Below are 23,062 nucleotides of genomic sequence, written 5' to 3'. Positions count from 1 at the left end.
CCCGATGTGCCTAATTGTCTTCGACTGGCGACCCGATGCGGTCGACGGCCCGATCTTCACGCTCGCCGCGAATCGCGACGAGTTCTTCCGGCGCACGGCCGAGCCGATCGCATGGTGGAGCGACGCGCCTGGCGTGCTGGCCGGCCGCGACTTGCTCGGCGGCGGAACGTGGCTCGGCATGTCGCGCGACGGCCGATTTGCTGCGCTGACCAACTACCGCGCGCCGCGCGAGATGCGCGCCGATGCGCCGACCCGCGGCACGCTTGTCAGTGACTGGCTGGCTTCGGGCAGCCCCGGCAGGAATGGCAGTCAGAACGACATGGAGAACGGCGGTGAGAACGGCGGCCCGCACGAAACGCCGCTGGCCTATCTGCAACGCGTGGCGAAGACCGGCGACATGTACAACGGCTTCAACCTGCTGGTCGGCGACTGGACGCGTCGCGAACTCGCCTGGTATTGCAATCGCTCTAACGCTGCCCCCGCGCTGCTTACGCCCGGCACACACGGCATCTCGAACGCGGTGCTCGACACCCCGTGGCCGAAGCTCGTCAGAAAGCGGGCCGAATTGAGCGCGCTCCTCACGCGCAACTCGATGCCGCCGCTCGAGCGCCTGATCGACCTGATGCGCGACCCGCGCGTCGCCCCCGACGATGAGCTGCCTGCCACCGGCATTCCGCTCGAACGCGAACGGGCGCTGTCGGCGGCATTCATCGAAACGCCGGAGTACGGCACGCGCGGCACGACGGCGTTGCGGGTAGTTGCGAACGCGGAGATGATCAGCGTGGCGGTGGCCGAGCGAAGCGACGACAACGGCTCACACCGGGTCGTGCGCCCGGGCGACTTCGAGCGCAGCTTCGCGTTCAACGTCGAGCCGCAAATCGCGTAATCATTACTCGCCGAATGCCCTGCGCAATGCCGCCGCGGCCTCCGCGTGCGCATGCGCAACATCGGGCACGAAGCCGCCCATCTTGAAGAACTCGTGGATCATGCCCGGGTAGCGCCTGAGCGTGACTTCGTTGCCATGGTCGCGCAGCTTCTGGGCGTAGGCATCGCCTTCGTCACTCAACGGATCGTATTCGGCAGTCGCGATCCAGGCGGGCGCGAGTCCGCCGAACTCGGGTGCGCCGCGTTTGCCGTCGAGCGGCGCAAAACGCCAGTCGTCGCGATCGCTCGCGTCGCGAACATATTGATCGAAAAACCATTGGATCGTCTCGCCCGACAGCAGGAAGCCGTCGGCAAGGCGCGAGTGCGAATCCGTCTCCTGATAGCCGGTCGTGCCGGGATAGATCAGCAACTGCAGCGAAAGCGCGATGCCGGCGTCGCGCGCGAGCACCGCGCAAACCGTGGCGAGCGTGCCGCCCGCGCTGTCGCCGCCTACCGCAAGCCGGCCGGCGTCGATGCCGAATTCCGCGGCGTGCGCATGCAGCCAGACGAGCGCGTCGAAAGCGTCGTTGACGGCGGTCGGGAACTTGTGTTCGGGAGCAAGCCGGTAATCAACCGACAGCACCGCGCATTTTCCGTCTCGCGCAAACATGCGGCACAGCGCATCGTGCGTATCGACGCTGCCGACCGTGAAGCCGCCGCCGTGATAGTAGATCAACGCAGGAGCCGGCTCGGCCCAGCTCGGCTCTGCGGCCTGATAAAGACGCGCGCGAATCGTTGCGCCGTCGCGCGTCGGTACACGCAGGTCTTCGACGGCAAACATCGGCGCGCTCGCAATCTCGAGAATCGGCGCACTCTTCTCATACGACGCGCGCGCCGCTTGCGCGGTCATCTCATGGAGCTTCGGACGCTTTGCGCGCGCGATCATGTCGAGCACCTGCTCGATCTTCGGGTTCAGCGGCATGTGACGCAGGTAACGTTAGATGGCGCATACGCGCCGCAGGTTGAAAAGGCGCACGCGACACTGCGCGCAACGAACGGCGGAACGGCGCTAGTCGGAATGCGCCTGCCTGACTTCGGGCTTCAGCGACATCGGATCGGTGGGATCGCGCAACTGCTCGATGTCCTCGTGGCGCAGTCTCACCGTTGCCATGATGGCCGGGTGCGTGATGATATAGAAACGGCGCTCGGCGATAGCCTCGAACGTGATGCCGGCGACATCGGCGGCACTGAGCTTGCCCGATTGCACCGCGCGCTGCAGTTGCTTGCCCGCGGCGATCTGCGAGCGCGTCGGGCGGCTCTCGTTGCGAAGTTCGGCGGGCCGCGAGCGTTCGGCATCGGCGATGCCCGTGGGCACGAACGCGGGGCACAGCAGCGAACAGCCGACGCGGCGGCTCGCCTCACGCCCGGACTGCGCAATCTGCAGGTCGTGATACAGCGTCTCGGTGAGCGACACGACCGCGTGTTTGGACGCGTTGTAGACGCCCATCGCGGGCGGCGACAGCAGCCCCGCGACGGATGCGGTGTTGACGATATGCGCTGGCTCGTTCTGCGCCAGCATGATCGGCGCAAACGCACGCACGCCGTGCGCGACGCCCATTACGTTGACTCCGAATACCCACGACCAGTCGTTGGCGGAACTCTCCCACAGCAAGCCGCCCGAGCCCACGCCCGCGTTATTGAACAACAGATGCACCTTGCCGAACGCATCGAGCGCGGCTTGCGCGAGCGCCTCGACCTGCGTTGCGCTCGACACGTCGGTCGGCACGCCGATCGCGTCGGCTCCCGCCGCGCGCAATGTATCGACGGCCTGCGCGAGCGCGTCGGGATTCAGGTCGGCGAGCACAAGTTTCATGCCGAGCGCCGCGCCTTTCTGCGCAAACGCGAGGCCGAAGCCGCTGGCCGCGCCGGTGATGACCGCGACCTTGCCTGCAAATTCGAACATCCGTGGACTCCTTTGTGTGCTGCAAACGCCGCTCCAAGTGCGGGTGCAATGGCGACCCCATACGCTTCCAACCGCCGGCCGCCGCCATGCCCCCACATCAGATCAATCGCACAAGCTGTTTGCCGAAATTCTTGCCTTTCAGCAAGCCGATGAACGCCTCGGGCGCCGCATCGAGCCCTTGCGCGATGCTCTCGCGATAGTGCAGCTTTTTCTGCGCGACCAGCGTGCCCAGCTGCTTGAGCGCTTCCGGCCAGACGTCCATATGCTCGCTGACAATAAAGCCCTGCACGAGCAGACGCTGCGTCAATATCAGCGACGGGTGCTTGAGCGGCACCGGCTGACCGTCGTAGCCCGCAATGTATCCGCAGAGGGCGATCCGGCCGGACGGGTTCATGCGTGCGAGCGTCGCGTCGAGCACTTCGCCCCCCACGTTCTCGAAGCAACCATCGACGCCGTTCGGCGTCGCCGCCTTCAGGTCCTGATAGAGGTTGCCCGCCTTGTAGTCGATGCACGCGTCGAAGCCAAGCGTCTCCACCACATAACGGCACTTCTGCGGACCGCCTGCGATGCCCACTGCGCGCGCGCCGGCTTCTTTCGCCAGTTGGCCGACCACACTGCCCACTGCTCCGCTTGCCGCGCTGACCACGACCGTCTCGCCGGCCTTCGGCGCGATGATCCGGTTCAATCCGTACCACGCCGTCACGCCCGGCATGCCGACCGGTCCGAGATAAGCCGACAGCGGCACATGCGTGTCGTCGACTTTCTGAATGCCCGCACCGTTCGACGTGCCGTACTCCTGCCAGCCGAACATTGCGACGACCTTGTCGCCGACCGCGAACTTCTCATTCTTTGATTCGACGACCTCGCCGACCGTGCCGCCGATCATCACTTCGTCGAGCGGTTGAGGCGGCGCATACGACTTGCTGTCGTTCATGCGACCGCGCATGTACGGGTCGAGCGACAGATAGTGATTACGCACGCGCACTTCTCCATCGGCGAGCGGTGCAAGGGGCGTTTCGACGAGGCGAAAGTTTTCGGGCGTCACGGCGCCTTGCGGCCGCGAAGCCAGCACGAACTGACGGTTGATCTGTGGCATGACATCGTCTCCTTAATTTTGCTGCTTCTGCTGATTATGAAGACCGGCTACAGGTTGCCGGGCGCATATCGCTACGGTTGCAGCGAGCCGTGCACCCGGCCTGCGCGCGGACAATGCGGAGCGAAACGCTGCATGTGCTCAGCCGTCGCTAGGACCGGGTTTCGCCGATGGGTCGCTGCGCAAGCGTTGACGCGTCACGTCGCGGCCCACGGCAAGGCGGCGCATGTATTTGAACGTGCCGAGCGCCTTGGCGACGAAGTGCCCTTCGCTATCGCGGATCTCGCCTTCGCAATAGGCCATCGTCGTGGAGCGGTGCAGCACGCGGCCTGTCGCGCGCAACTCACCGCGGCCGGGCTGCATGAAGTTGACCTTCATTTCGACCGTGACCACGCCGACACCGTCGCCCGCGAGGCTGCGCGCGGCCATCGCGAGCGCAACGTCGGCCAGCGTCATGGTTACGCCGCCGTGCGCGACGTCCCACGTGTTCATATGCTCGGGCAGCAAAGGCAGCGTCACTTCACTGACGCCGTCCGCCGCCGACACCAACTCAGCGCCGAGCCGGTCGACAAAGGGACTCTCAGGCAGCGACGCGCCCGTCGCGGTGGATGAAGATGATTCGGTCATTGCGGCTTCAGTGGACTTGTCTTGACATGAGGGCGGTGCAACTCGCAATGATGTGCAAAGAGCAGCATGCACGCGACGGAGCACCGCGCCAAAGGAGAGGAAATGATACCCGCTATGGCACTGTGCGGTATCGAGCGACACTTCGGCTCGACGGGCTAAGCGGGCTAAGCGGGCTAAGCGGGCTAAGCGGGCTAAGCGGCCTCACCGTATTCAACGGGCGCGGTGCGCTCACGCCGCTTGCGTCGCCGCGCGCGCGGCCATCGCTGTCGCTAGCCGGCCGAGCTTCAGCACCGCTTCATCCGCGAGTTCGAGGTCCGTGCTCGGACAACTGAGCCTGATGAACCGATTGAAGCGGCCCGCGTTCGAAAACACCGTGCCCGGCATCACGCGAATGCGTTGCTTCAAAGCGGCATCGAACAACGCGGCCGACGACACCGCGTGCGGCAACTCGATCCAGAAGAACATACCGCCAGCGGGCGGCGTAAAACGCGTTCCATCGGGAAAGGAAGTGCCGATTGCCGCCGACATCCGCTCACGCTGGAGCCTCAAGCGATCGCGCAAACGCCGCAAATGCCGTTCGTACGCGTTCGTTTCAAGAAACTCGGCAAGCACGACTTGCGACAGCTGTTCGTTGTGACGCGACTGCGCAAACTTCAGCATGCCGATACGCGGATGCCAGCGCCCGCCGTTGATCCAGCCGATCCGCATGCCGGGCGCGAGAGTCTTGTTGAACGACGTGCAGTGGATGACGGTGCCGTCGGTGTCCCACGCCTTCAGCGAGCGCAGCGGCTGCGCGCTGTCGACAAGCTCGCGATACGGGTCGTCTTCGATCAGCGCGATGCGGGCTCGCGCGCACAGTTCGACCAGCCTCGCCTTGTGCGAATCGGGCATCACGCTGCCAAGCGGATTCTGCAAATTCGGCACGACGACCACGGCCTTGATGTCGGGATGCGTTTGCAACGCAAATTCGAGCGCCTCGATGGCAAGCCCGCTCGTCGGGCTCGCTGGAATTTCGAGTGCGCGCAGCCCGAGGCTTTCCAGCGCCTGGAGCAAGCCGAAGAAACAAGGCGACTCGACGGCAACGGTGTCGCCCGGTTGCGTGACCGCTCGCAACGCGAGATTGACGGCCTCGATGCCGCCGTGCGTCATGATGATGTCGTCCGCGCCGATCTGAATGCCCGCTTCGAGCGCGCGGCGCGCGATGATCGCGCGCAACGCCGGGTCGCCCTGATCGGGCCCGACTGCGGTCAGCAATGTGGGCCGCCTGCGCAACGCGCGCAGCGCGGCTTTTTGCAACGCGTCAGTCGGATAAAGGTCAGCCGAAGCAGTCGCGCCGCCGAGATTGAATGCGTCCGGATAGCGCTGATATTGCGAAACGATCGCGGAGATCGCCGAGTGAATACCGACGAACTGAGCGGCCTGCGGCAGGGCCGCGAGATCGGGCTCCGACGCCGCCGGCAACGCAGCGCGTTGCGAAGCGCGCACGAAGTAGCCGGCGCGCGGCCGCGCCTCGATTAGCGCTTCGCGTTCGAGCACGCGGTAGCTCTCGGTCGCCGTCGCGAGACTTACGCCGTGGCGCTGCATGAATGCGCGCATCGACGGCATGCGCTCGCCGGGAGGCAGCACGCCGTTGCGGATTGCACGACGGTAGTGGCCGGCCAGTTGACGATAAAGCGGCTCGCTCGCCGGCGAGACGTCCTTAAGCGCGAGGTCCGCGCGCTCGGACTGCTCGGACTGCATGACGGTATCCATGGGGGTGTCCGTTTGCATGTAGGTGGATCGGCTCATCAACCGATGGTGCGCACTGCGGCGGCGCCGCGACAGATACACGTTCCTTGCATTTCGACCGATACAGCGCGCCAAACCGCCGTCTTGTAGCGGTTCAGATTGCCGATAACTGCGGCTGTTTTCAAGGGCACCCGCTCAATATGCTGGATGGCATGCAAACGGTCTTAAGGAAACGGTCATGTCAACTCGCCCCAACGCCGATCTGTCCCGCCTCACTGTCGGTCAAGTCGCTCTGCAGGACGTGCGCGCAAGAAGCAGCGTCGTTGCCGTTGAGGGCGATCTGCAACTGGCGTTTCGCGATCATTCGCTTGCGTGGCTCGGCGATGCCGTTTCAATGACGTCCGTCACCTTGCACGAGGGCCAGTGCTTCGTCGTGCAGCAACACGGCATGATATCGATTAGTGCCGCGGATGCGCGGGCCGCTGCCTTCGTGGTGCAACCGTCGCTTGCTGAAAACAGAGGCAGCAGCTCGACAGGTCGAACCCTGCTCTGGTTAGCCGCATTCCTGAAAGCGACGCTGCGGCGCGCTGCTTAAGACGAAGCATGAGACGAAGATAAGACTAAACACGAGCGGTACCTGATTGACCCTCTCGAGAAGCCGCATCAGAAGCGCCCGCGCGCCGGAGTTCGCCAGCTACAATGCATGACCCCATCCGCTCTTCGAGGTCCCGGCCATGTCCTTCGTCCGCATGCTGTTCAGCGCGCGTTTGTGCCGCATGACCGCGTTATGCGCTGTCTTCGCGCTTACGATGAGCGGCTGCGCCGGATTCTTCGGCGATCCGTTGCGCGTGAGCGTCGCCGGCATCGAACCGATGGACAGCCAAGGCTTCGAGATGCGTTTCAACGTCAAACTGCGCGTGCAAAATCCGAACGATTCGGCGATCAGCTTCAATGGCGTGTCGCTCGATCTGGAACTGAACGGCAAGCCGTTCGCGAGCGGCGTCAGCGACCAGAGCGGCACCGTGCCGCGCTTCGGCGAAACCATTGTCAATGTGCCGTTGACGGTGCCCGCATTTTCCGCCGTTCGCCAGGCGTTCGCGTTCGCCGGTGTGATGCAGGGCAGCACCGCGCAGTCGGGCCAGATTCCGTACATTATGCGAGGCAAGCTCGCCGGCGGCCTGACCGGCACAACGCGCTTCGTCGATCAGGGCGCGTTGAGCCTGCCCTCGACGGGCATGGCCCTGCCCTGACCACGCGCTCTGCCGACCACGCCGTCAAGCGACTTCGAACAGCCCCGCCGCGCCCTGCCCGCCGCCGATACACATCGTCACCACGACGAGCTTCGCGCCGCGCCGCTTGCCTTCGATCAGCGCATGCCCGGTGAGCCGCGCGCCCGACACGCCATACGGATGGCCGACCGCAATCGCGCCACCGTTGACATTCAGACGGTCATGCGGAATGCCGAGCTTGTCGGCGCAATACAGCACCTGCACCGCAAACGCTTCGTTCAATTCCCACAGGTCGATGTCCTCGACTTTCAGACCTGCCTGCTTCAGCAATTTCGGCACGGCGAAAACAGGGCCGATGCCCATCTCGTCCGGTTCGCAGCCTGCCACCGCGAAGCCACGGAAAATGCCGAGCGGTTGCAGCCCTTCGCGCTCCGCGACTTTCGCGTTCATCACCACGCAAGCGGACGCACCGTCTGAGAACTGGCTCGCGTTGCCCGCCGTGATGACGCCGCCCGGCAGCGCGGTGCGGATCTTCGATACGCCTTCGAGCGTCGTGTCCGCGCGAATGCCCTCGTCGCCGCTGACCGTCACTTCTTTCGTGTACAACCGGCCGGTCGCTTTGTCGGCGACGCCCGCGAGCACCGTCAAAGGCACGATCTCGTCCTTGAACTTGCCGGCTTCCAGCGCCGCTGCGGCGCGCTGCTGCGAGCGCACGCCGTACTCGTCCTGACGCTCTTTCGAAATCGAATAGCGTTTCGCGACGTTCTCGGCGGTCTGCAACATCGACCAGTAGATTTCCGGCTTGTTCTTGCTGAGCCAACCGTCGGTCAGCATGTGCTGGTTCATCTCGTTTTGCACGCACGAGATCGATTCGACGCCGCCCGCGACGAACACATCGCCCTCGCCGGCCATCACGCGTTGCGCAGCCAGCGCGATGGTTTGCAATCCCGACGAACAGAAACGGTTCACCGTCATGCCCGGCACGCTGACCGGCAAGCCGGCGCGCAGCGCGATCTGCCGCGCGATGTTCATGCCCGTCGCGCCTTCAGGATTGGCGCAACCCATGATTACGTCCTCCACACGCGCCGGGTCCAGCTTCGCCCGTTCGACGGCGGCTTGCGTTACGTGCCCGCCGAGCGTCGCGCCATGCGTCATGTTGAAACCGCCGCGCCATGATTTGGCGAGCCCCGTGCGGGCGGTCGATACGATTACGGCGTCAGTCATGCGAGTCTCCTGCGTATAGATGGCGAGGGTGGCGCGTGCTTTCCGTGCGGGCGATATCGCCGCCGCGCCGCAATAACGCGCGCCACCGCTGTCGTTCGATATGAGCGGCGTGTGCCGTGTGCGGCGTCAGCCGTTAAAGCCCCGGCCTTGAGCCGCAAGTTCGGCGATGCTGGGCGCCAGTTGCCACGCGTCGCCATTCGGCTGCGATGCGTAGCGGCGAATTGCGCGCTCGACGTTGTAGAGGCCGACGGTGTCCGCGTACAGCATCGGGCCGCCGCGATACAGCGGGAAGCCATAGCCGGTCAGATACACCATGTCGATGTCCGACGGCTTCGATGCAATCCCTTCTTCGAGAATCTTCGCGCCTTCATTCACGAGCGCGAATACGAGACGCTCGACGATCTCGTCGTCGCCGATCTTGCGGCGCTGCGTGTTCGTTTCGTTCGAGTAAGCAACGATCATGTCGTCGACCAGTTTCGACGGATGCGCGGTGCGGTCGCCCGCCTTGTAGTCGTACCAGCCACCGCCGGTTTTCTGGCCGAAGCGCCCCGTCTCGCACAGACGGTCGGCGATCTTCGAATAATGCATCTCCGGATGTTCTTCATAGCGGCGCTTGCGGATCGCCCAGCCGATGTCATTGCCGGCCAGATCGCTCATGCGGAACGGTCCCATTGCAAAGCCGAACTTTTCAATGGCCCGATCGACTTGCGCGGGCAGCGCACCCTCGTCGAGCATGAAAAGCGCCTGGCGGATGTACTGCTCGATCATCCGGTTGCCGATGAAGCCGTCGCACACGCCCGACACCACCGCCGTCTTCTTGATCTTCTTCGCAAGCTTCATGACGGTGGCGAGCACGTCTTTCGCGGTTTCCTTGCCGCGCACCACTTCGAGCAGCTTCATGACGTTGGCCGGGCTGAAGAAGTGCATGCCGACCACGTCTTGCGGCCGCCTCGTGAACGCGGCGATCTTGTCCACGTCGAGCGTCGACGTGTTCGACGCCAGAATCGCGCCGGACTTCGCCACTTCGTCGAGACGCTTGAACACCTGCTCCTTGACGCCGAGTTCCTCGAACACCGCTTCGACGATCAGGTCCGCGTTCTTCAGGTCGTCGTACGAAAGCGTGGGCGTGATCAGCGCCATCCGCTCTTCGAGCGCTTCTGGCTTGAGCTTGCCCTTCTTCACCGTTGCTTCGTAGTTCTTGCGGATCGTGGCGAGGCCCCGGTCAAGCGCCTCCTGTTTCGTTTCGAGCAGCGTGACGGGAATCCCGGCGCTGATGAAATTCATCGCGATGCCGCCGCCCATCGTGCCCGCGCCGATCACCGCGACCTGGCGGATCTCGCGCACTGGCGTATCGGCAGGCACGTCGGGAATCTTGCTCGCGGCGCGCTCGCCGAAGAACGCGTGACGCAGCGCACGGCTCTCGGGCGTTTGCACGAGCGCGACGAAGCATTCGCGCTCGACCGCGAGGCCTTTGTCGAAGCCGTTTTTCACGCCGGCTTCAACTGCGTCGATACATTTGAGCGGCGCGGGGAAATTCTTCGCGACGGTCGCGACACTATTGCGCGCGAACTGGATAAAGCCTTCGGCATTCGGATGCTCGATCTTGCGCTCGCGCACTTTCGGATGCGGGCCTTCTTTTGCGCCGACCTTGCGTGCGAACGCGAGCGCCGCTTCTGTGAGATCGCCGTCCGCGAGTTCGTCGAAGAGACCCGATCGGGCGAGGTCCTGCGACATGACAGGCGCGCCGGAAACGATCATGTTGAGCGCCGCTTCAAGGCCGATCGCACGCGGCAGACGCTGAGTGCCTCCCGCGCCCGGCAAGATACCGAGCTTGACTTCGGGCAACGCGATCTGCGCGCCGGGCGCGGCGATCCGGTAGTGCGCGCCTAGCGCGAGTTCGAGCCCGCCGCCCATCGCGACGCTGTGAATCGCGGCGACCACCGGTTTCGGGCTGCCTTCAACGGTCTTGATGACGGTGGCGAGCGTCGGCTCCTGGGTGGCTTTCGGCGTATTGAATTCGGTGATGTCGGCGCCGCCCGAAAAGGCTTTGCCCGCGCCCGTCAGCACGATGGCCTTGATGGCCGCATCGTTCTGCGCCCGCTCGATGCCCTCGACGATCCCCGCCCGGGTCGACAGGCCGAGGCCGTTGACGGGAGGATTGTTCAGCGTGATGACGGCCACGCCGTCATGGGTTGTGTAGTCCACTGCCATCTGCCTGCCTCCGTGCGATGCATCGCATCCTTGAGATGAGGCGGCGCAGCGCGCGCCGCCCGTCCGGCTCCACCAGACCACAATGTCTGGCTTCAGTGCTCCAACCTTCGTCTCACGTTCAGGTCGGCCGTTCCGGTGTCAGCAGGCAGAATACACAAAAAAGCACGCTCGTTCAATTTATCGTCAGCCGGGGTTTCCCCTGGCGAGCGGGCAGTCTCCCTCGAACATCTGGGCTTCCAGCGCCGACGGCAGCACGTGATCGCGGAAGATTTCGCGCAGCTTCAGCTTTTGCAATTTGCCGGTGGCCGTGTGCGGCAATTCGTCGACGAACACCACGTCGTCCGGGATCCACCATTTGGCGACCTTGCCGTTGTAGAACGCGAGCAGTTCTTCGCGCGTCACGTCGAAACCCGCGCGTTTGACCACGGCCAGCAGCGGACGCTCTGTCCATTTCGGATGAGCGCATGCGATGCACGCCGCCTCCGCGACCGCCGGATGCGCAATGGCGACGTTCTCGACGTCGATCGAACTGATCCACTCGCCGCCTGACTTGATGACGTCCTTCGAGCGGTCCGTGATCTGCAAAAAGCCGTCACGGTCGATAGTCGCGACGTCGCCGGTCGGAAACCAGCCGTCCACGAGCGGCGAGTCGTCCTTGCGGAAATACCGGTCGATCACCCAAGGCCCACGCACATACAGATCGCCGAACGCGACGCCGTCCCACGGCAACTCCGTACCGTCCTCGCCGACGATCTTCATATCGACGCCGTAAAGCGCATGTCCCTGCTTCTCAAGCAGTTTGCGCTGCTCAGTCAGGGGCCGCTGAGATTGCTCCCACGTGAGCTTCGCCAACGTGCCGAGCGGCGACATCTCAGTCATGCCCCATGCGTGAATGACCTGTATGCCGTAGTCGTCCTCGAAAGTGCGCAGCATTGCGGGCGGACACGCGGAGCCGCCGATCACCGTGCGCTCGAGCGACGAAAAGCGCACGCCGGCTTCGCGCAGATAGTTCAACAGGCCGAGCCAGACGGTCGGCACGCCAGCCGAATAAGTGACGCGCTCGCGCTCCATCAGTTCGAACAGCGACTTGCCGTCCAGGTCCTTGCCTGGAAACACGAGCTTTGCGCCGGTGAGCGGCGCGGCGTGCGGGATGCCCCAGGCGTTGACATGGAACATAGGGACGACGGGCAGCACGGAATCGCGCGCGGACAGGCTCATTGCGTCAGGCAGCGATGCGCCGAACGCATGCAGCACAGTCGATCGATGCGAGTACAGCGCGCCTTTCGGGTTGCCCGTGGTACCCGACGTATAGCAGAGATACGACGCCTGACGCTCGTCGATTGGCGGCCATTCGAAATTGCCGTCCTGTGCGTTCACGAGCGTTTCGTAACTCAGCACGGGCGTTTTCATCGCAGGCAAATGTGCTTCGTCGGCGAGAGCGATCCAGCCTCGTACTTTCGGGCATTGCGGCGCGAGGCCGTCGACTAGCGGCGCGAAGGTCGTGTCGAACAGCACGTAGGCATCGTCGGCATGATTGATGATGTACGCAATCTGATCGGGAAAAAGGCGCGGGTTGATCGTGTGGCACACGGCGCCGAATCCGGTCGTGCCGTAATAGGTTTCGAGATGCCGGTAGCCGTTCCACGCCAGTGTCGCAACCCGCTCACCGGAATGAACGCCGAGCGCGATCAAGGCCTGCGCGAGCTGCTTTGCGCGCCGTTCGCAATCGCGATAGGTGTAGCGATGAATGTCGCCTTCAATACGCCGCGACACGATCTCGGTACTGCCGAAATGCCGCGCCGCGTGAGCGAGCAGCGAGGGCACGGTGAGGGGCACATCCATCATCTGGCCAAGCAGCGGCATCGTCATAAAGGGTCGTCTCCTGGCCTTTTTCTTTTCAGGGTTTGGACATTGAAGCGCCGTTCGGGAGAAACCGGCGCGGCAGTGAAATTGCTGAAGCAAGCGACAGGCGAGTCACGCATCCGCCACCACTGCAATGTTCGTATCCGGGCATACGTGGGCCATACGCGAAGCCATGCACGGGCCAAATGCCGGGCCGCCAGCAGCGCCGCGGGTGCGGACTTACAATATCGGTTAATAGTGAGGCGCTCAACATGTCGTTTTCCCCAAGCATTGCAGGCCTGTCCGGGCCTCTGGCGGCACTTTCCGAACTTCTTACCAACCCCACCGAAAGCGCGTTTGCGCGGCTTGGCAGCACGTTTCTCACGCGCCTGCCAGCCACGCCGCTGAGCGCGCCGTACCTGGTCGGTTTTTCCGCCGACACCGCCACGCTGCTCGGGTTAGAGCCGGGCCTCGAAAAAGATCCTGCGTTCGCCGAGATGTTTTCCGGCAATAGCACCCGTGAATGGCCGGCCGAGGCGCTCCCGTATGCGTCGGTGTACTCGGGGCATCAGTTCGGCGTGTGGGCGGGACAGCTCGGCGACGGCCGCGCGCTCGGACTGGGCGAAGTCGAACATGCGGGTCAGCGGTTCGAGCTGCAGTTAAAAGGCGCCGGGCGCACGCCGTATTCGCGCATGGGCGACGGTCGCGCGGTGCTGCGCTCGTCAATTCGCGAATTTCTCTGCTCTGAGGCCATGCATCACCTTGGCATTCCGACCACGCGCGCGCTGTGCGTGATCGGCTCAGACCAGCCGGTGCGGCGCGAAGAGATCGAAACCGCCGCCGTTGTCACACGCGTTGCGCCGAGCTTCGTGCGCTTCGGCCACTTCGAGCACTTCTATTCGAACGACCGCACCGACGCGCTGCGCGCGCTCGCGGATCATGTGATCGAGCGTTTCTATCCGCATTGCCGCGAAGCCGACGATCCGTATCTCGCGTTGCTGAACGAGGCCGTGTTGTCCACGGCGGATCTGATGGTCGAATGGCAGGCCGTCGGCTTCTGCCACGGCGTGATGAACACGGACAACATGTCGATCCTGGGCCTGACCATCGACTATGGTCCGTTCGGCTTCATGGACGGCTTCGACGCGGGCTACATCTGCAATCACTCCGACTCGCAGGGTCGTTATGCGTACCGGATGCAACCGCAGATCGCGTACTGGAATCTCTTCTGCCTCGCGCAAGGACTGCTGCCGCTGCTCGGCGAACGCTACGAGCAAAGCGCGCGCAACGACAAAGCCATTGAAGACGCACAACGCGTGCTCGGCGGTTTCAAGGAGCGTTTCGGCCCGGCGCTCGAGCGGCGCATGGCGTCAAAGCTCGGGCTCGAAACCGTGCACGACGGCGACGCGCAACTGGTCAACCGCCTGTTCGACGTGATGCACGCGAACCGGGCGGATTTCACGCTGACTTTCCGCAACCTCGCCCGTATGTCGAAACACGACGCGAGCGGCGATGCGCCGGTGCGCGATCTGTTTTTCGACCGCGCTGCGTTCGATGCCTGGGCGAACGAGTATCGCGCGCGCCTGTCCCATGAAACACGCGACGACGCCGCGCGCGCCATTGCAATGAACCGTGTGAACCCCAAATTCATTCTTCGCAATCATCTGGCGGAAACGGCGATCCGCCACGCGAAAGAGAAGGATTTTTCCGAACTTGAGCGTCTGGCCGCGGTGCTGCGTCGTCCGTTCGACGAACAGCCCGAGCACGAAGCGTATGCGGGGTTGCCGCCCGACTGGGCAAGCTCGCTGGAAGTCAGTTGCTCGTCATGACCCGCAAGCTGCAAGCCGCTCTCATTACAAGCCCGAGACAGGAACCGATATGAACAATCCCGACGACCTCAAGCACGATACCCCCGCGGTGCAGAAAGACGACACCGAGTGGCGCAAGCAGCTTTCCGACATCGAATATCAGGTGACGCGCCACGCGGCCACCGAGCGCCCGTTCACCGGCCGTTATCATGATCACTGGGAACGCGGCATTTATGACTGCGTCTGTTGCGGCACACCGCTGTTCGAATCGGATACCAAGTTCGACGCCGGCTGCGGCTGGCCGAGCTACTTCAAACCGATCAACGGTGAAGTGATTGCCGAGAAAACCGACCGGTCGCACGGCATGCTCCGTATCGAGGTGCAATGCAAGAATTGCGGCGCGCATCTCGGCCACGTGTTCGAAGACGGACCGGCGCCAACGGGTCTGCGCTACTGCATCAATTCGGCTGCGTTACAATTCGACCCCAAGTAACGCAGCGTCCGGGTTTGGCGCTCTCTGTGCCTGTGCTGGCGAATTGCGGTTGCTGTCGGCGAGTGCTCTGGCGTACGCCGACGCGGTAATGCGCCGAAGCAACCGTGAGCCGCCAGGCCTGGGCCACAAGCAGGCATGGATGGCACAGTCCGCTCCGAACCGCAGGTAGACGCAACCGGCAGCCTACCTGCAGCATCGGAATGCGAACCGGGCGCCCGGCGCGGGGCATCGCGTCACGCTGGCAGCCCGGTTTCGCGTGGACTGCGACGGAAATCAGTTCGCCTCCTCCGGCGCCGCGCCTGGTTGTGTGCTGCACGCCGCGGGGTGCCTCGTGCATGACGCCGCGCACTCGCTCCTCCGACCCACTCTCCGAGTTCCCGTCAGATAAATGAAATTCCTGTTCGATCTGTTCCCGATCATCCTGTTCTTCGTCGCCTTCAAGGTGTGGGGCATCTTCACGGCGACCGCAGTGGCGATCGTTGCCACGCTGGTGCAGATCGCGTGGGTGGCCTTCCGGCACCGCAAGGTGGACCCGATGCTGTGGGTGAGCCTCGGCGTCGTCACCGTGTTCGGCGGCGCGACGCTCGTTCTGCACAACGACACCTTCATCAAGTGGAAGCCGACTGTGCTGTACTGGGCCTTCTCCGTCGTGCTGATCGTGTCGCAACTCGCGTTCAACAAGAACCTGATCGAAGCGATGATGGGTAAGCAGATCACGCTGCCGCATGCGATCTGGAGCAAGCTGAGCGTGATCTGGGCAATCTTTTTCGTGCTGCTCGGACTGCTCAACCTGTTCGTCGCGTACAACTACACGACCGACCAGTGGGTCAATTTCAAACTGTTCGGCGCGACAGGCTGTCTGGTGGTGTTTATCGTCGGACAGAGCTTGTGGCTGTCAAAATACATGAAGGAGGAATGACATGAGCGATATGTTCATGCACGCCACCACTGCCGAGCGTGCCGCGCTGATCGAAGCGCGCCTTACAGCCGCGCTCGCGCCCATCGCATCGATCCAGATCACCGATGACAGCGCGCAGCACGCCGGCCACGCCGGCGCTGCCGCCGGCGGTCATTTCAGTGTCACGATCGTGGCTGCCGCATTCGCCGGCAAGCCCCGCGTGGCGCGGCATCGCATGGTGTATGATGCGCTGGCCGATGCCATGCAGCGCGGCATTCATGCCCTTGCAATCACGGCTTACACGCCCGAAGAATTCGCTTTGTTGCCCCGCTAGGAAACTTCCGATGACCTTGAAGAAAACCCGTCTTTGGGTATTGCTGGCTGCGTTTGCGGCCGCACCTGCATTCGCACAGAACATCGCCGTGGTGAACGGCACGCCGATTCCGAAAGCACGCGCCGACGCGCTGATCGACCAACTGGTTCATCAAGGCCAGCAAAACACGCCGCAACTCCAAATGGCCGTGCGTGAAGAACTCGTGAACCGCGAGATCCTGATGCAGGAAGCGCTGCGCCGCGGCCTGCCGAATCGTCCGGACATCAAGGCGCAAATTGCTGTCGCCCAGCAAACCGTCGTGCTGCGCGCACTGATCGAAGACTTCGTGAAGAAGAACACGCCGAGCGACGCGGAAGTCACCGCTCGCTACAACGCACTGATCAAGGACGCAGGCGGCAAGGAATATCACCTGCATCACATTCTCGTGGACAACGAGCAGCAGGCGAAGGACCTGATCGCGAAAATCAAGGGTGGCGCGAGCTTCGAAGATCTGGCCAAGCAATTCTCGAAGGACCCGGGATCGGGCAAGAACGGCGGCGACCTGGACTGGTCTGACCCGAAGGCTTACGTGCCGGAATTCGCGGAAGCGGCCACGCATTTGCAGAAGGGCCAGATGTCGGACACGCCGGTGCATACGCAATTCGGCTGGCACATCATTCGCGTTGACGACGTGCGCAGCATCACGCCGCCGCCGCTCGAACAGGTGCGCCCGCAAATCGTGCAGCAGATCCAGCAAGAAAAACTGCAGGCATTCGAAGAAGGTCTGCGTAAGAACGCGAAGATTCAGTAAGCGTTAATTCGCAATCTTCGATCTGGTATGAAAAAGCCCCGTTCAGTTGATGACTGAACGGGGCTTTTTTTGTGCCGCGCTTCGGCGGGCTTAGCCGCCACTCGACTGTGCGATTTCGCTGAGTGCGCGCCGCGAGTACGCGCACTCACTACCTCGCTACCTCATTACCCCAGCCAGCGACGTGCGTTCTGGAAGACGCGCATCCACGGGCTTGCGTCCGTGGCGCCCTCGCCCCAGCTTTCCGGATGCCAGCTCATTTGCACCGCGCGATGCACGCGCTCCGTGTGCGGCATCACAACGGTGAAGCGGCCGTCGGGCGTGGTAACGGACGTGATGCCGTTCGGCGAACCGTTCGGATTGAACGGATACTGCTCGGTCGCCTGACCACGGTGATCGACGTAACGCATCGCCACGGCGACCTTCGACGCATCGCCTTGCTGCGAGAAGTCCGCATAACCCTCGCCGTGCGCAACCGCGACCGGAATGCGCGAACCTTCCATGCCGGCGAAGAAGATCGACGGCGACGCCTCGACTTGCACGAGCGAAAAGCGCGCCTCGAATTTCTCTGACTTGTTGCGCGTGAACTTCGGCCATGCTTCGGCACCGGGAATCATCGACGCGAGACTGCTCATCATTTGGCAGCCGTTGCAGATGCCGAGCGCAAACGTGTCGGTCCGGCCAAAAAACGCCGCGAACATATCGGCCAGTTGCGAGTTGAAGCGGATCGCCTTCGCCCAGCCTTCGCCGGCGCCGAGCGTGTCGCCGTACGAGAACCCGCCGCACGCCACCGCACCGGCGAAGTCCGCCAGGTCGGCGCGGCCCGCAAGCAGGTCGCTCATGTGCACGTCGTGCGCGTCGAAACCGGCGCGGTCGAACGCATAGGCCGTTTCGAGGTGTGAGTTCACGCCCTGCTCGCGCAGAATCGCCACGCGCGGACGCGCGCTCTTGCCCACGTACGGCGCGGCCACGTCGTCAGTAGGGTCGAATGTCAGCACCGGCGTGATGCCCGGATCAGCGGCGTCGAGCAGCGCGTCGTATTCCGCGTCGGCGCAAGCAGGGTTGTCGCGCAAACGCGAAATGCGCCAACTCACTTCGCTCCACGTGCGATGCAGCTCGACACGCGGCGCTTCATAGACCTTCTTCGCGTCGCGATAGATTTCGATGGTATCGCGATCGTTGGTCTTACCGATTACATGCGAGCACGCCGACAGGCCATGCTCGCGCAACGCTGCCAGCACCGCGTCGCGGTCGGCCGCGCGCACCTGAATCACGGCGCCGAGTTCTTCGGTAAAGAGCGCGCGGATCGTGCGGTCTTCGCGGCGGCCGCTCGTCTGCTTTGCCCAGTCTTTCGCGTCGCCGTAATCCGACTCGTGATGCGGATCGAGCACGAGCATGTCCACATTCAACGACACGCCGACGTGACCCGCGAACGCCATTTCACAGACGGTCGCCCACAGGCCGCCGTCGGAGCGGTCGTGGTAAGCGAGCAGCTTGCCGTTCTGGTTCAGCGACTGGATTGCGTTGAAGAAGCGCTTCAGGTCTTCCGGATCGTCCACGTCAGGCACTGTATCGCCGATCTGCTGCGTGACCTGCGCGAGAATACTGCCGCCCAGACGATGCTTGCCGCGGCCGAGGTCGATTGCGATCAGCACGGAGTCGCCTACGCCGTCCGCACCGCTTGCGCGACGCAGTTGCGGCGTAAGATGACGGCGCACGTCTTCGACCGGCGCGAACGCCGAGATGATGAGCGAAACCGGTGCGACCACTTCTTTGGCGACGCCGCGGTCTTCCCACTTGGTGCGCATGGACAGCGAATCCTTGCCGACCGGAATGCTGATGCCGAGTGCCGGGCACAGTTCCATACCGATCGCCTTGACCGTCTCAAAGAGCGCCGCGTCTTCGCCCGGCGCGCCGCACGCAGCCATCCAGTTCGCCGACAGCTTGAGCTTGTCGAGCGACGCGATAGGCGCCGCTGCGATGTTCGTGATCGCCTCGCCGACCGCCATGCGGCCCGACGCGGGCGCGTTGATGACGGCGAGCGGCGTGCGCTCGGCCATTGTCATCGCTTCGCCGCGAAAGCCCGCGTAGTCCATGGTCGTGATCGCGACGTCCGCGACCGGAACCTGCCACGGGCCGACCATCTGGTCACGCGCCGTGGTGCCGCCCACCGAGCGGTCGCCGATCGTGATGAGGAACGACTTGCTCGCGACCGTGGGATGGCGCAGCACGCTCACCGCGACTTCCGCAAGTGCGAGGCCGGTCACATCCACCGGCTGGACCTTCGGCTCGACGCGCTTCACGTCGCGATGCATGCGCGGCGCCTTGCCGAGCAGCACTTCCATTGGCATGTCGACCGGTTGGTGCGCGTTCTCGTCCTTCAGTTCGGGATCGATCAGCTTCAGCTGACGTTCGGCCGTTGCCGTGCCGATCACGGCGAACGGGCAGCGTTCGCGCTCGCACATGGCCTGGAAAGCCGGGAGATCGGCAGGCGCGATGGCGAGCACGTAGCGCTCCTGCGCTTCGTTCGACCAGATCTCGCGCGGCGACAGGCCGCTTTCCTCGAGCTGGATTTTGCGCAGATTGAAAATCGCGCCCTTGCCTGCACCATCGACCACTTCCGGAAACGCGTTCGACAGGCCGCCCGCGCCCACGTCGTGAATGCTCAGGATCGGGTTTTTGTCGCCCAGTTGCCAGCACGCATTGATGACTTCCTGCGCGCGCCGCTCGATCTCCGGGTTGCCGCGCTGCACGGAGTCGAAGTCGAGTTCGGCGGTATTCGTGCCGGTCGCCATCGAACTCGCCGCGCCGCCGCCCATACCGATGCGCATGCCCGGGCCGCCGATCTGGATCAGAAGCGACCCTTCCGGCAGGTCGTGCTTGTGCGTGTGCTGATCCGAAATATTGCCGATGCCGCCCGCGATCATGATCGGCTTGTGATAGCCGCGCACGAGACCCGCCACGTTCTGCTCGTAGGTGCGGAAATAGCCGCCGAGATTCGGCCGGCCAAATTCGTTGTTAAATGCGGCGCCGCCGAGCGGGCCGTCGATCATGATTTGCAGCGGCGAAGCGATACGGTCCGGGCGGCCGTACGCCTCAAGCTTGTCGGCCGGATTGCGATGCGCGAGCGGCACGGCGACATCGCGTGCATTTTCCCAGGCTTCGACGCCGTCGGGCAATTCGAGGTTCGACACCGTGAAGCCTGCGAGACCGGCCTTCGGCCGTGCGCCGCGGCCAGTCGCGCCTTCGTCGCGAATTTCACCGCCCGCGCCCGTCGCGGCGCCAGGGAACGGCGAGATTGCGGTCGGGTGATTGTGCGTCTCGACCTTCATCAACGTGTGCGTGAGCTCGACGCTGCGGCGATAGTGTTCGGGCAGTTCGTTCTCACCAAGCTGCTCAGGCGTGCGCGGAAACCAGCGCTCTGCCATGCCGCCCGCCATGATCGCCGAGTTGTCCGAATAAGCGACGATCGTGCCTTGCGGATTGAGCTTCTCGGTATTGCGGATCATGTTGAAGAGCGAGATGTCCTGCTTTTCGCCGTCGATGGTCCATTCCGCGTTGAAAATCTTGTGACGGCAGTGCTCGCTGTTGGCCTGCGCGAACATCATCAGTTCGACGTCTGTCGGATTGCGGCCGAGTTTCGTGAATGCGTCGACGAGGTAGTCGATCTCGTCGTCGGCGAGCGCGAGGCCCAGTTCCGTATTCGCTGCTTCCAGCGCGCGCCGGCTTTGGCCCAGCACGTCGACGGTTTGCAGCGGCTTGGCCGGCAGTTCGTCGAACAGATGCAGCGCATGGTCGCGCGACGGCGCGACGCTCTCGGTCATGCGGTCGTGCAACGCTGCGGCGACGGCTTCGCGCGCTTCGTCGGAAAGCGCCTTCTTGCCCCCCAGCAGGCCGCTTTTCAGCGTGACCGTGTACTCGACGCCGCGCTCGATCCGGCGCACCTGCGTGAGCCCGCACAGGTGCGCGATATCCGTTGCCTTGCTGGCCCACGGCGACACCGTACCGAAGCGCGGCACCACCAGAAACGTTTCGGCCGCGCCGCGCTCTCTGGTTTCTTCGAGCGGATGGCCGTAGTGCATCAGCGCCTCGATCTTCGCGTTGTCTTCAGCGGAAAGCGGGGTCTGTGCGTTGACGAAGTGCAGATATTGCCCGCGCACGCCCGTGATATTCGGGTCGATGCGCGTAAGCGTTTCGAGCAGGCGGGTTTGACGGAAATCGGAAAGGGCCGAAGCGCCGGGGAAACACGAGAAGTGGGCCATGGACTTGACGTTGCGTCGCTCAATGATGCCGAAGAGTCGCGCGTGATGGCGACATGAGGCGGAAAGGAAGTCCGGGATTATACCCCGGGAACGGCCATCCAGCGGGCCGCGCCATGGCCCTGGAATACGCTGCGCGGGTGTCTCGGCCGACGCCTGCGCAGCAGCGCGCATGACCATGCGCGGGCGTTGACTGCTATCATTCGCCCTTTCATCAGATCGGTGCGAGCAAGGTTCTGGCCTTGCCGCCGGCAGTATGTCGCGAGTCCTGCCCGGATCGGATCCGGAGTCATGTGTTCGCGTCATGTCCGGCCGCGCCGCATGTCACGCCTAGCGGGGCCCGCACAACGGCCCCCGCCCGGCAAATCGAATCAGAACAATGGATGTCATCGTCATTGGCGGCGGGATCGCGGGCGTCGCCACCGCTTATCAGCTACGCGCCGCGGGCCACCGGGTATGCGTCGTCGAGCGCCACGCCACCGTCGCGCAGGGCGCGACCTATGGACATGGCGGCACGGTCCTGCCAACGCCGCTCGACGTCTGGTTCGGCCCGACTTTCATGGCGAACCGGCAGAATGCGAAAAATGGAGTGATCAGCAAGCCCGGATTCAACGGGCCGGCGCGCCAGTTCGTGAAGAAGCTTGCCGAATTGCAGGAGCCAGACGAGTTCGGCCGCCAGTACCGGCTGTTGCGTCCGCTTGTCGAACTGTCGCGCGAGGCGATGGCCGACATGGAAGCGCGCTTCGGCTTCGAATTCGAACAGGCGAGCGGTCTGCTGCATCTGGTCCGTTCCGCTCAGGAGTGGCAGCAGTTGCAGCCCGCGCTCGGGCTGCTGGCGCTCTACGAAGTGCCGCATCACGTGCTGAGCCCTGCGGAATGTGCGGCGTACGAGCATTCGGTGCGCACCGAACCGGAATTCGCGGGCGGCGTTCTGTTCGAACACGAGCGAACCGCCAATTGCCCGCTTTTCACCAAGCTCATCAAGCAGACACTCGACACCCAGGGCGGCGTGCAATTCATGCTCGGCTGCGAGGTGTCGGCGATCCGCCTCGACGGCCAGCGCGCCGCAGTCGAGCTCGCGCCTCGGCCGGGCGCGGCGTCCGGGTCACGCGAAGTCGATGTGATCCACGCGGACACGATCGTGGTCGCCGGCGGTTACGGCAGCCTCGCGCTGCTGGAGCGCCTCGGCCTCGCCTTGCCCCTGCATCCGCTGCGCGTGCATACACTCGTCGCGCCCATCGCGCATGAGGAATGTGCGCCGCATGTCGCTATCGTCGACGCGATCAAGCGCATCGGGATCAGCCGGATGAATCACCGCTTGCGCATTGCGGGCGGTGCGGTCCTGCAAGGCGCCAATCTGATCGACAAGCCGCTCGGCGAAGCACTGACGAAAGAAGCGCTGGCACTGCTGGGCCAGGCGACACACGACTGGATTCCCGGCGCGGCGCGTATCTCTGCGGCCTTGCCGTGGGAAGGCATCAAGCTGCTGTCGCCCGACGGCTTGCCGGTGGTCGGCAATGCGCTGCATCCACGGCTTTTCGTCAATGTGGGCCACGGGCCCGCGGGGTGGGGCCTCGCGTGCGGAGCGGGCAAGCTGATCGCCGATCTGGTCGCGGGCCAGGCGCCGGATCTGCCCGACGAAACGCTCGCCGCGCTGCGGGCGGACCGGTTCAGGTAACGGCGGGTGCGCCGGAATCGACGC

General features: G+C 64.0%; 18 protein-coding genes. 9 read left to right on the top strand and 9 right to left on the bottom strand.

Features of this window, described 5'->3' with window-relative positions; all coding sequences use genetic code 11:
* The first annotated feature begins 4 nt into the window (after window positions 1-4).
* Window positions 5-886, top strand: a complete 882-nt coding sequence (locus tag H281_RS0104760) for an NRDE family protein (protein WP_020065932.1) — start codon at window positions 5-7, stop codon at window positions 884-886.
* A 3-nt stretch (window positions 887-889) separates the two neighbouring features.
* On the opposite strand, the gene H281_RS0104755 is transcribed toward H281_RS0104760, so the two are convergent.
* The 5 genes from H281_RS0104755 to H281_RS0104735 all read right to left on the bottom strand — a co-directional run bounded on the left by H281_RS0104755 (window position 890) and on the right by H281_RS0104735 (window position 6,299).
* Complete coding sequence (locus H281_RS0104755; RefSeq protein WP_020065931.1) at window positions 890-1,846, bottom strand: alpha/beta hydrolase; 957 nt, start codon at window positions 1,844-1,846, stop codon at window positions 890-892.
* Between the two features lie 87 nt (window positions 1,847-1,933).
* Window positions 1,934-2,827: an SDR family oxidoreductase gene (locus H281_RS0104750; protein WP_020065930.1), complete on the bottom strand. Its 894-nt coding sequence runs from the start codon at window positions 2,825-2,827 to the stop codon at window positions 1,934-1,936.
* A gap of 97 nt (window positions 2,828-2,924) precedes the next feature.
* Window positions 2,925-3,923: an NADP-dependent oxidoreductase gene (locus H281_RS0104745; RefSeq protein WP_020065929.1), complete on the bottom strand. Its 999-nt coding sequence runs from the start codon at window positions 3,921-3,923 to the stop codon at window positions 2,925-2,927.
* A 138-nt stretch (window positions 3,924-4,061) separates the two neighbouring features.
* On the bottom strand, window positions 4,062-4,547 hold the full coding sequence (locus H281_RS0104740) for a PaaI family thioesterase (RefSeq protein ID WP_020065928.1): 486 nt from the start codon (window positions 4,545-4,547) through the stop codon (window positions 4,062-4,064).
* 228 nt (window positions 4,548-4,775) lie between these two features.
* Window positions 4,776-6,299, bottom strand: coding sequence for an aminotransferase-like domain-containing protein (locus H281_RS0104735; RefSeq protein ID WP_020065927.1), 1,524 nt, complete (start codon window positions 6,297-6,299; stop codon window positions 4,776-4,778).
* A 214-nt stretch (window positions 6,300-6,513) separates the two neighbouring features.
* Between H281_RS0104735 and H281_RS0104730 the strand changes: the two genes are divergently transcribed.
* Complete coding sequence (locus H281_RS0104730) at window positions 6,514-6,870, top strand: hypothetical protein (RefSeq protein WP_020065925.1); 357 nt, start codon at window positions 6,514-6,516, stop codon at window positions 6,868-6,870.
* A gap of 139 nt (window positions 6,871-7,009) precedes the next feature.
* A complete protein-coding gene (locus tag H281_RS0104725; protein WP_020065924.1) occupies window positions 7,010-7,525 on the top strand; it encodes an LEA type 2 family protein in 516 nt (171 codons plus the stop codon).
* A gap of 24 nt (window positions 7,526-7,549) precedes the next feature.
* Here the strand turns inward: H281_RS0104725 and H281_RS0104720 are convergent, their stop codons facing one another.
* The 3 genes from H281_RS0104720 to H281_RS0104710 form a co-directional block, all read right to left on the bottom strand.
* The gene (locus tag H281_RS0104720; RefSeq protein ID WP_020065923.1) at window positions 7,550-8,728 is read right to left on the bottom strand and encodes an acetyl-CoA C-acyltransferase; all 1,179 of its coding nucleotides are present in this window, start codon (window positions 8,726-8,728) and stop codon (window positions 7,550-7,552) included.
* 126 nt (window positions 8,729-8,854) lie between these two features.
* The gene (locus H281_RS0104715) at window positions 8,855-10,939 is read right to left on the bottom strand and encodes a 3-hydroxyacyl-CoA dehydrogenase NAD-binding domain-containing protein (protein ID WP_020065922.1); all 2,085 of its coding nucleotides are present in this window, start codon (window positions 10,937-10,939) and stop codon (window positions 8,855-8,857) included.
* Between the two features lie 183 nt (window positions 10,940-11,122).
* On the bottom strand, window positions 11,123-12,808 hold the full coding sequence (locus H281_RS0104710) for a 3-(methylthio)propionyl-CoA ligase (protein ID WP_020065921.1): 1,686 nt from the start codon (window positions 12,806-12,808) through the stop codon (window positions 11,123-11,125).
* A gap of 245 nt (window positions 12,809-13,053) precedes the next feature.
* Between H281_RS0104710 and H281_RS0104705 the strand changes: the two genes are divergently transcribed.
* The 5 genes from H281_RS0104705 (at window position 13,054) to H281_RS0104685 (ending at window position 17,104) form a co-directional block, all read left to right on the top strand.
* The gene (locus H281_RS0104705) at window positions 13,054-14,610 is read left to right on the top strand and encodes a protein adenylyltransferase SelO (protein WP_020065920.1); all 1,557 of its coding nucleotides are present in this window, start codon (window positions 13,054-13,056) and stop codon (window positions 14,608-14,610) included.
* Between the two features lie 49 nt (window positions 14,611-14,659).
* Entirely contained in the window at window positions 14,660-15,082 is a 423-nt protein-coding gene (msrB, locus tag H281_RS0104700; protein WP_020065919.1) for a peptide-methionine (R)-S-oxide reductase MsrB, read from the top strand.
* A 388-nt stretch (window positions 15,083-15,470) separates the two neighbouring features.
* Window positions 15,471-16,001: a septation protein A gene (locus tag H281_RS0104695; RefSeq protein ID WP_020065918.1), complete on the top strand. Its 531-nt coding sequence runs from the start codon at window positions 15,471-15,473 to the stop codon at window positions 15,999-16,001.
* A gap of 1 nt (window position 16,002) precedes the next feature.
* On the top strand, window positions 16,003-16,314 hold the full coding sequence (locus H281_RS0104690; RefSeq protein WP_020065917.1) for a BolA family protein: 312 nt from the start codon (window positions 16,003-16,005) through the stop codon (window positions 16,312-16,314).
* 10 nt (window positions 16,315-16,324) lie between these two features.
* Complete coding sequence (locus tag H281_RS0104685; protein WP_020065916.1) at window positions 16,325-17,104, top strand: peptidylprolyl isomerase; 780 nt, start codon at window positions 16,325-16,327, stop codon at window positions 17,102-17,104.
* A gap of 164 nt (window positions 17,105-17,268) precedes the next feature.
* Here H281_RS0104685 and purL read toward each other — a convergent pair whose 3' ends face one another.
* Entirely contained in the window at window positions 17,269-21,363 is a 4,095-nt protein-coding gene (purL, locus tag H281_RS0104680) for a phosphoribosylformylglycinamidine synthase (RefSeq protein ID WP_020065915.1), read from the bottom strand.
* Window positions 21,364-21,739: 376 nt separating this feature from the next.
* Here purL and H281_RS0104675 point away from each other — a divergent pair, with 376 nt between their 5' ends.
* A complete protein-coding gene (locus tag H281_RS0104675) occupies window positions 21,740-23,038 on the top strand; it encodes an FAD-dependent oxidoreductase (RefSeq protein ID WP_020065914.1) in 1,299 nt (432 codons plus the stop codon).
* Window positions 23,039-23,062: the final 24 nt, after the last annotated feature.

Origin of the sequence: Paraburkholderia caledonica, from assembly GCF_000383275.1 — a bacterium.
Lineage (GTDB): Bacteria > Pseudomonadota > Gammaproteobacteria > Burkholderiales > Burkholderiaceae > Paraburkholderia > Paraburkholderia caledonica.
This window is presented reverse-complemented; position numbering and strand designations above follow the sequence as displayed.

Excerpts from the sequence above, each read along its gene's own strand:
- H281_RS0104760 (WP_020065932.1), top strand. The coding sequence starts at position 5 with ATGTGCCTAATTGTCTTCGACTGGCGACCCGATGCGGTCGACGGCCCG.
- H281_RS0104755 (WP_020065931.1), bottom strand. The coding sequence starts at position 1,846 with ATGCCGCTGAACCCGAAGATCGAGCAGGTGCTCGACATGATCGCGCGC.
- H281_RS0104750 (WP_020065930.1), bottom strand. The coding sequence starts at position 2,827 with ATGTTCGAATTTGCAGGCAAGGTCGCGGTCATCACCGGCGCGGCCAGC.
- H281_RS0104745 (WP_020065929.1), bottom strand. The coding sequence starts at position 3,923 with ATGCCACAGATCAACCGTCAGTTCGTGCTGGCTTCGCGGCCGCAAGGC.
- H281_RS0104740 (WP_020065928.1), bottom strand. The coding sequence starts at position 4,547 with ATGACCGAATCATCTTCATCCACCGCGACGGGCGCGTCGCTGCCTGAG.
- H281_RS0104735 (WP_020065927.1), bottom strand. The coding sequence starts at position 6,299 with ATGGATACCGTCATGCAGTCCGAGCAGTCCGAGCGCGCGGACCTCGCG.
- H281_RS0104730 (WP_020065925.1), top strand. The coding sequence starts at position 6,514 with ATGTCAACTCGCCCCAACGCCGATCTGTCCCGCCTCACTGTCGGTCAA.
- H281_RS0104725 (WP_020065924.1), top strand. The coding sequence starts at position 7,010 with ATGTCCTTCGTCCGCATGCTGTTCAGCGCGCGTTTGTGCCGCATGACC.
- H281_RS0104720 (WP_020065923.1), bottom strand. The coding sequence starts at position 8,728 with ATGACTGACGCCGTAATCGTATCGACCGCCCGCACGGGGCTCGCCAAA.
- H281_RS0104715 (WP_020065922.1), bottom strand. The coding sequence starts at position 10,939 with ATGGCAGTGGACTACACAACCCATGACGGCGTGGCCGTCATCACGCTG.
- H281_RS0104710 (WP_020065921.1), bottom strand. The coding sequence starts at position 12,808 with ATGACGATGCCGCTGCTTGGCCAGATGATGGATGTGCCCCTCACCGTG.
- H281_RS0104705 (WP_020065920.1), top strand. The coding sequence starts at position 13,054 with ATGTCGTTTTCCCCAAGCATTGCAGGCCTGTCCGGGCCTCTGGCGGCA.
- msrB (WP_020065919.1), top strand. The coding sequence starts at position 14,660 with ATGAACAATCCCGACGACCTCAAGCACGATACCCCCGCGGTGCAGAAA.
- H281_RS0104695 (WP_020065918.1), top strand. The coding sequence starts at position 15,471 with ATGAAATTCCTGTTCGATCTGTTCCCGATCATCCTGTTCTTCGTCGCC.
- H281_RS0104690 (WP_020065917.1), top strand. The coding sequence starts at position 16,003 with ATGAGCGATATGTTCATGCACGCCACCACTGCCGAGCGTGCCGCGCTG.
- H281_RS0104685 (WP_020065916.1), top strand. The coding sequence starts at position 16,325 with ATGACCTTGAAGAAAACCCGTCTTTGGGTATTGCTGGCTGCGTTTGCG.
- purL (WP_020065915.1), bottom strand. The coding sequence starts at position 21,363 with ATGGCCCACTTCTCGTGTTTCCCCGGCGCTTCGGCCCTTTCCGATTTC.
- H281_RS0104675 (WP_020065914.1), top strand. The coding sequence starts at position 21,740 with ATGGATGTCATCGTCATTGGCGGCGGGATCGCGGGCGTCGCCACCGCT.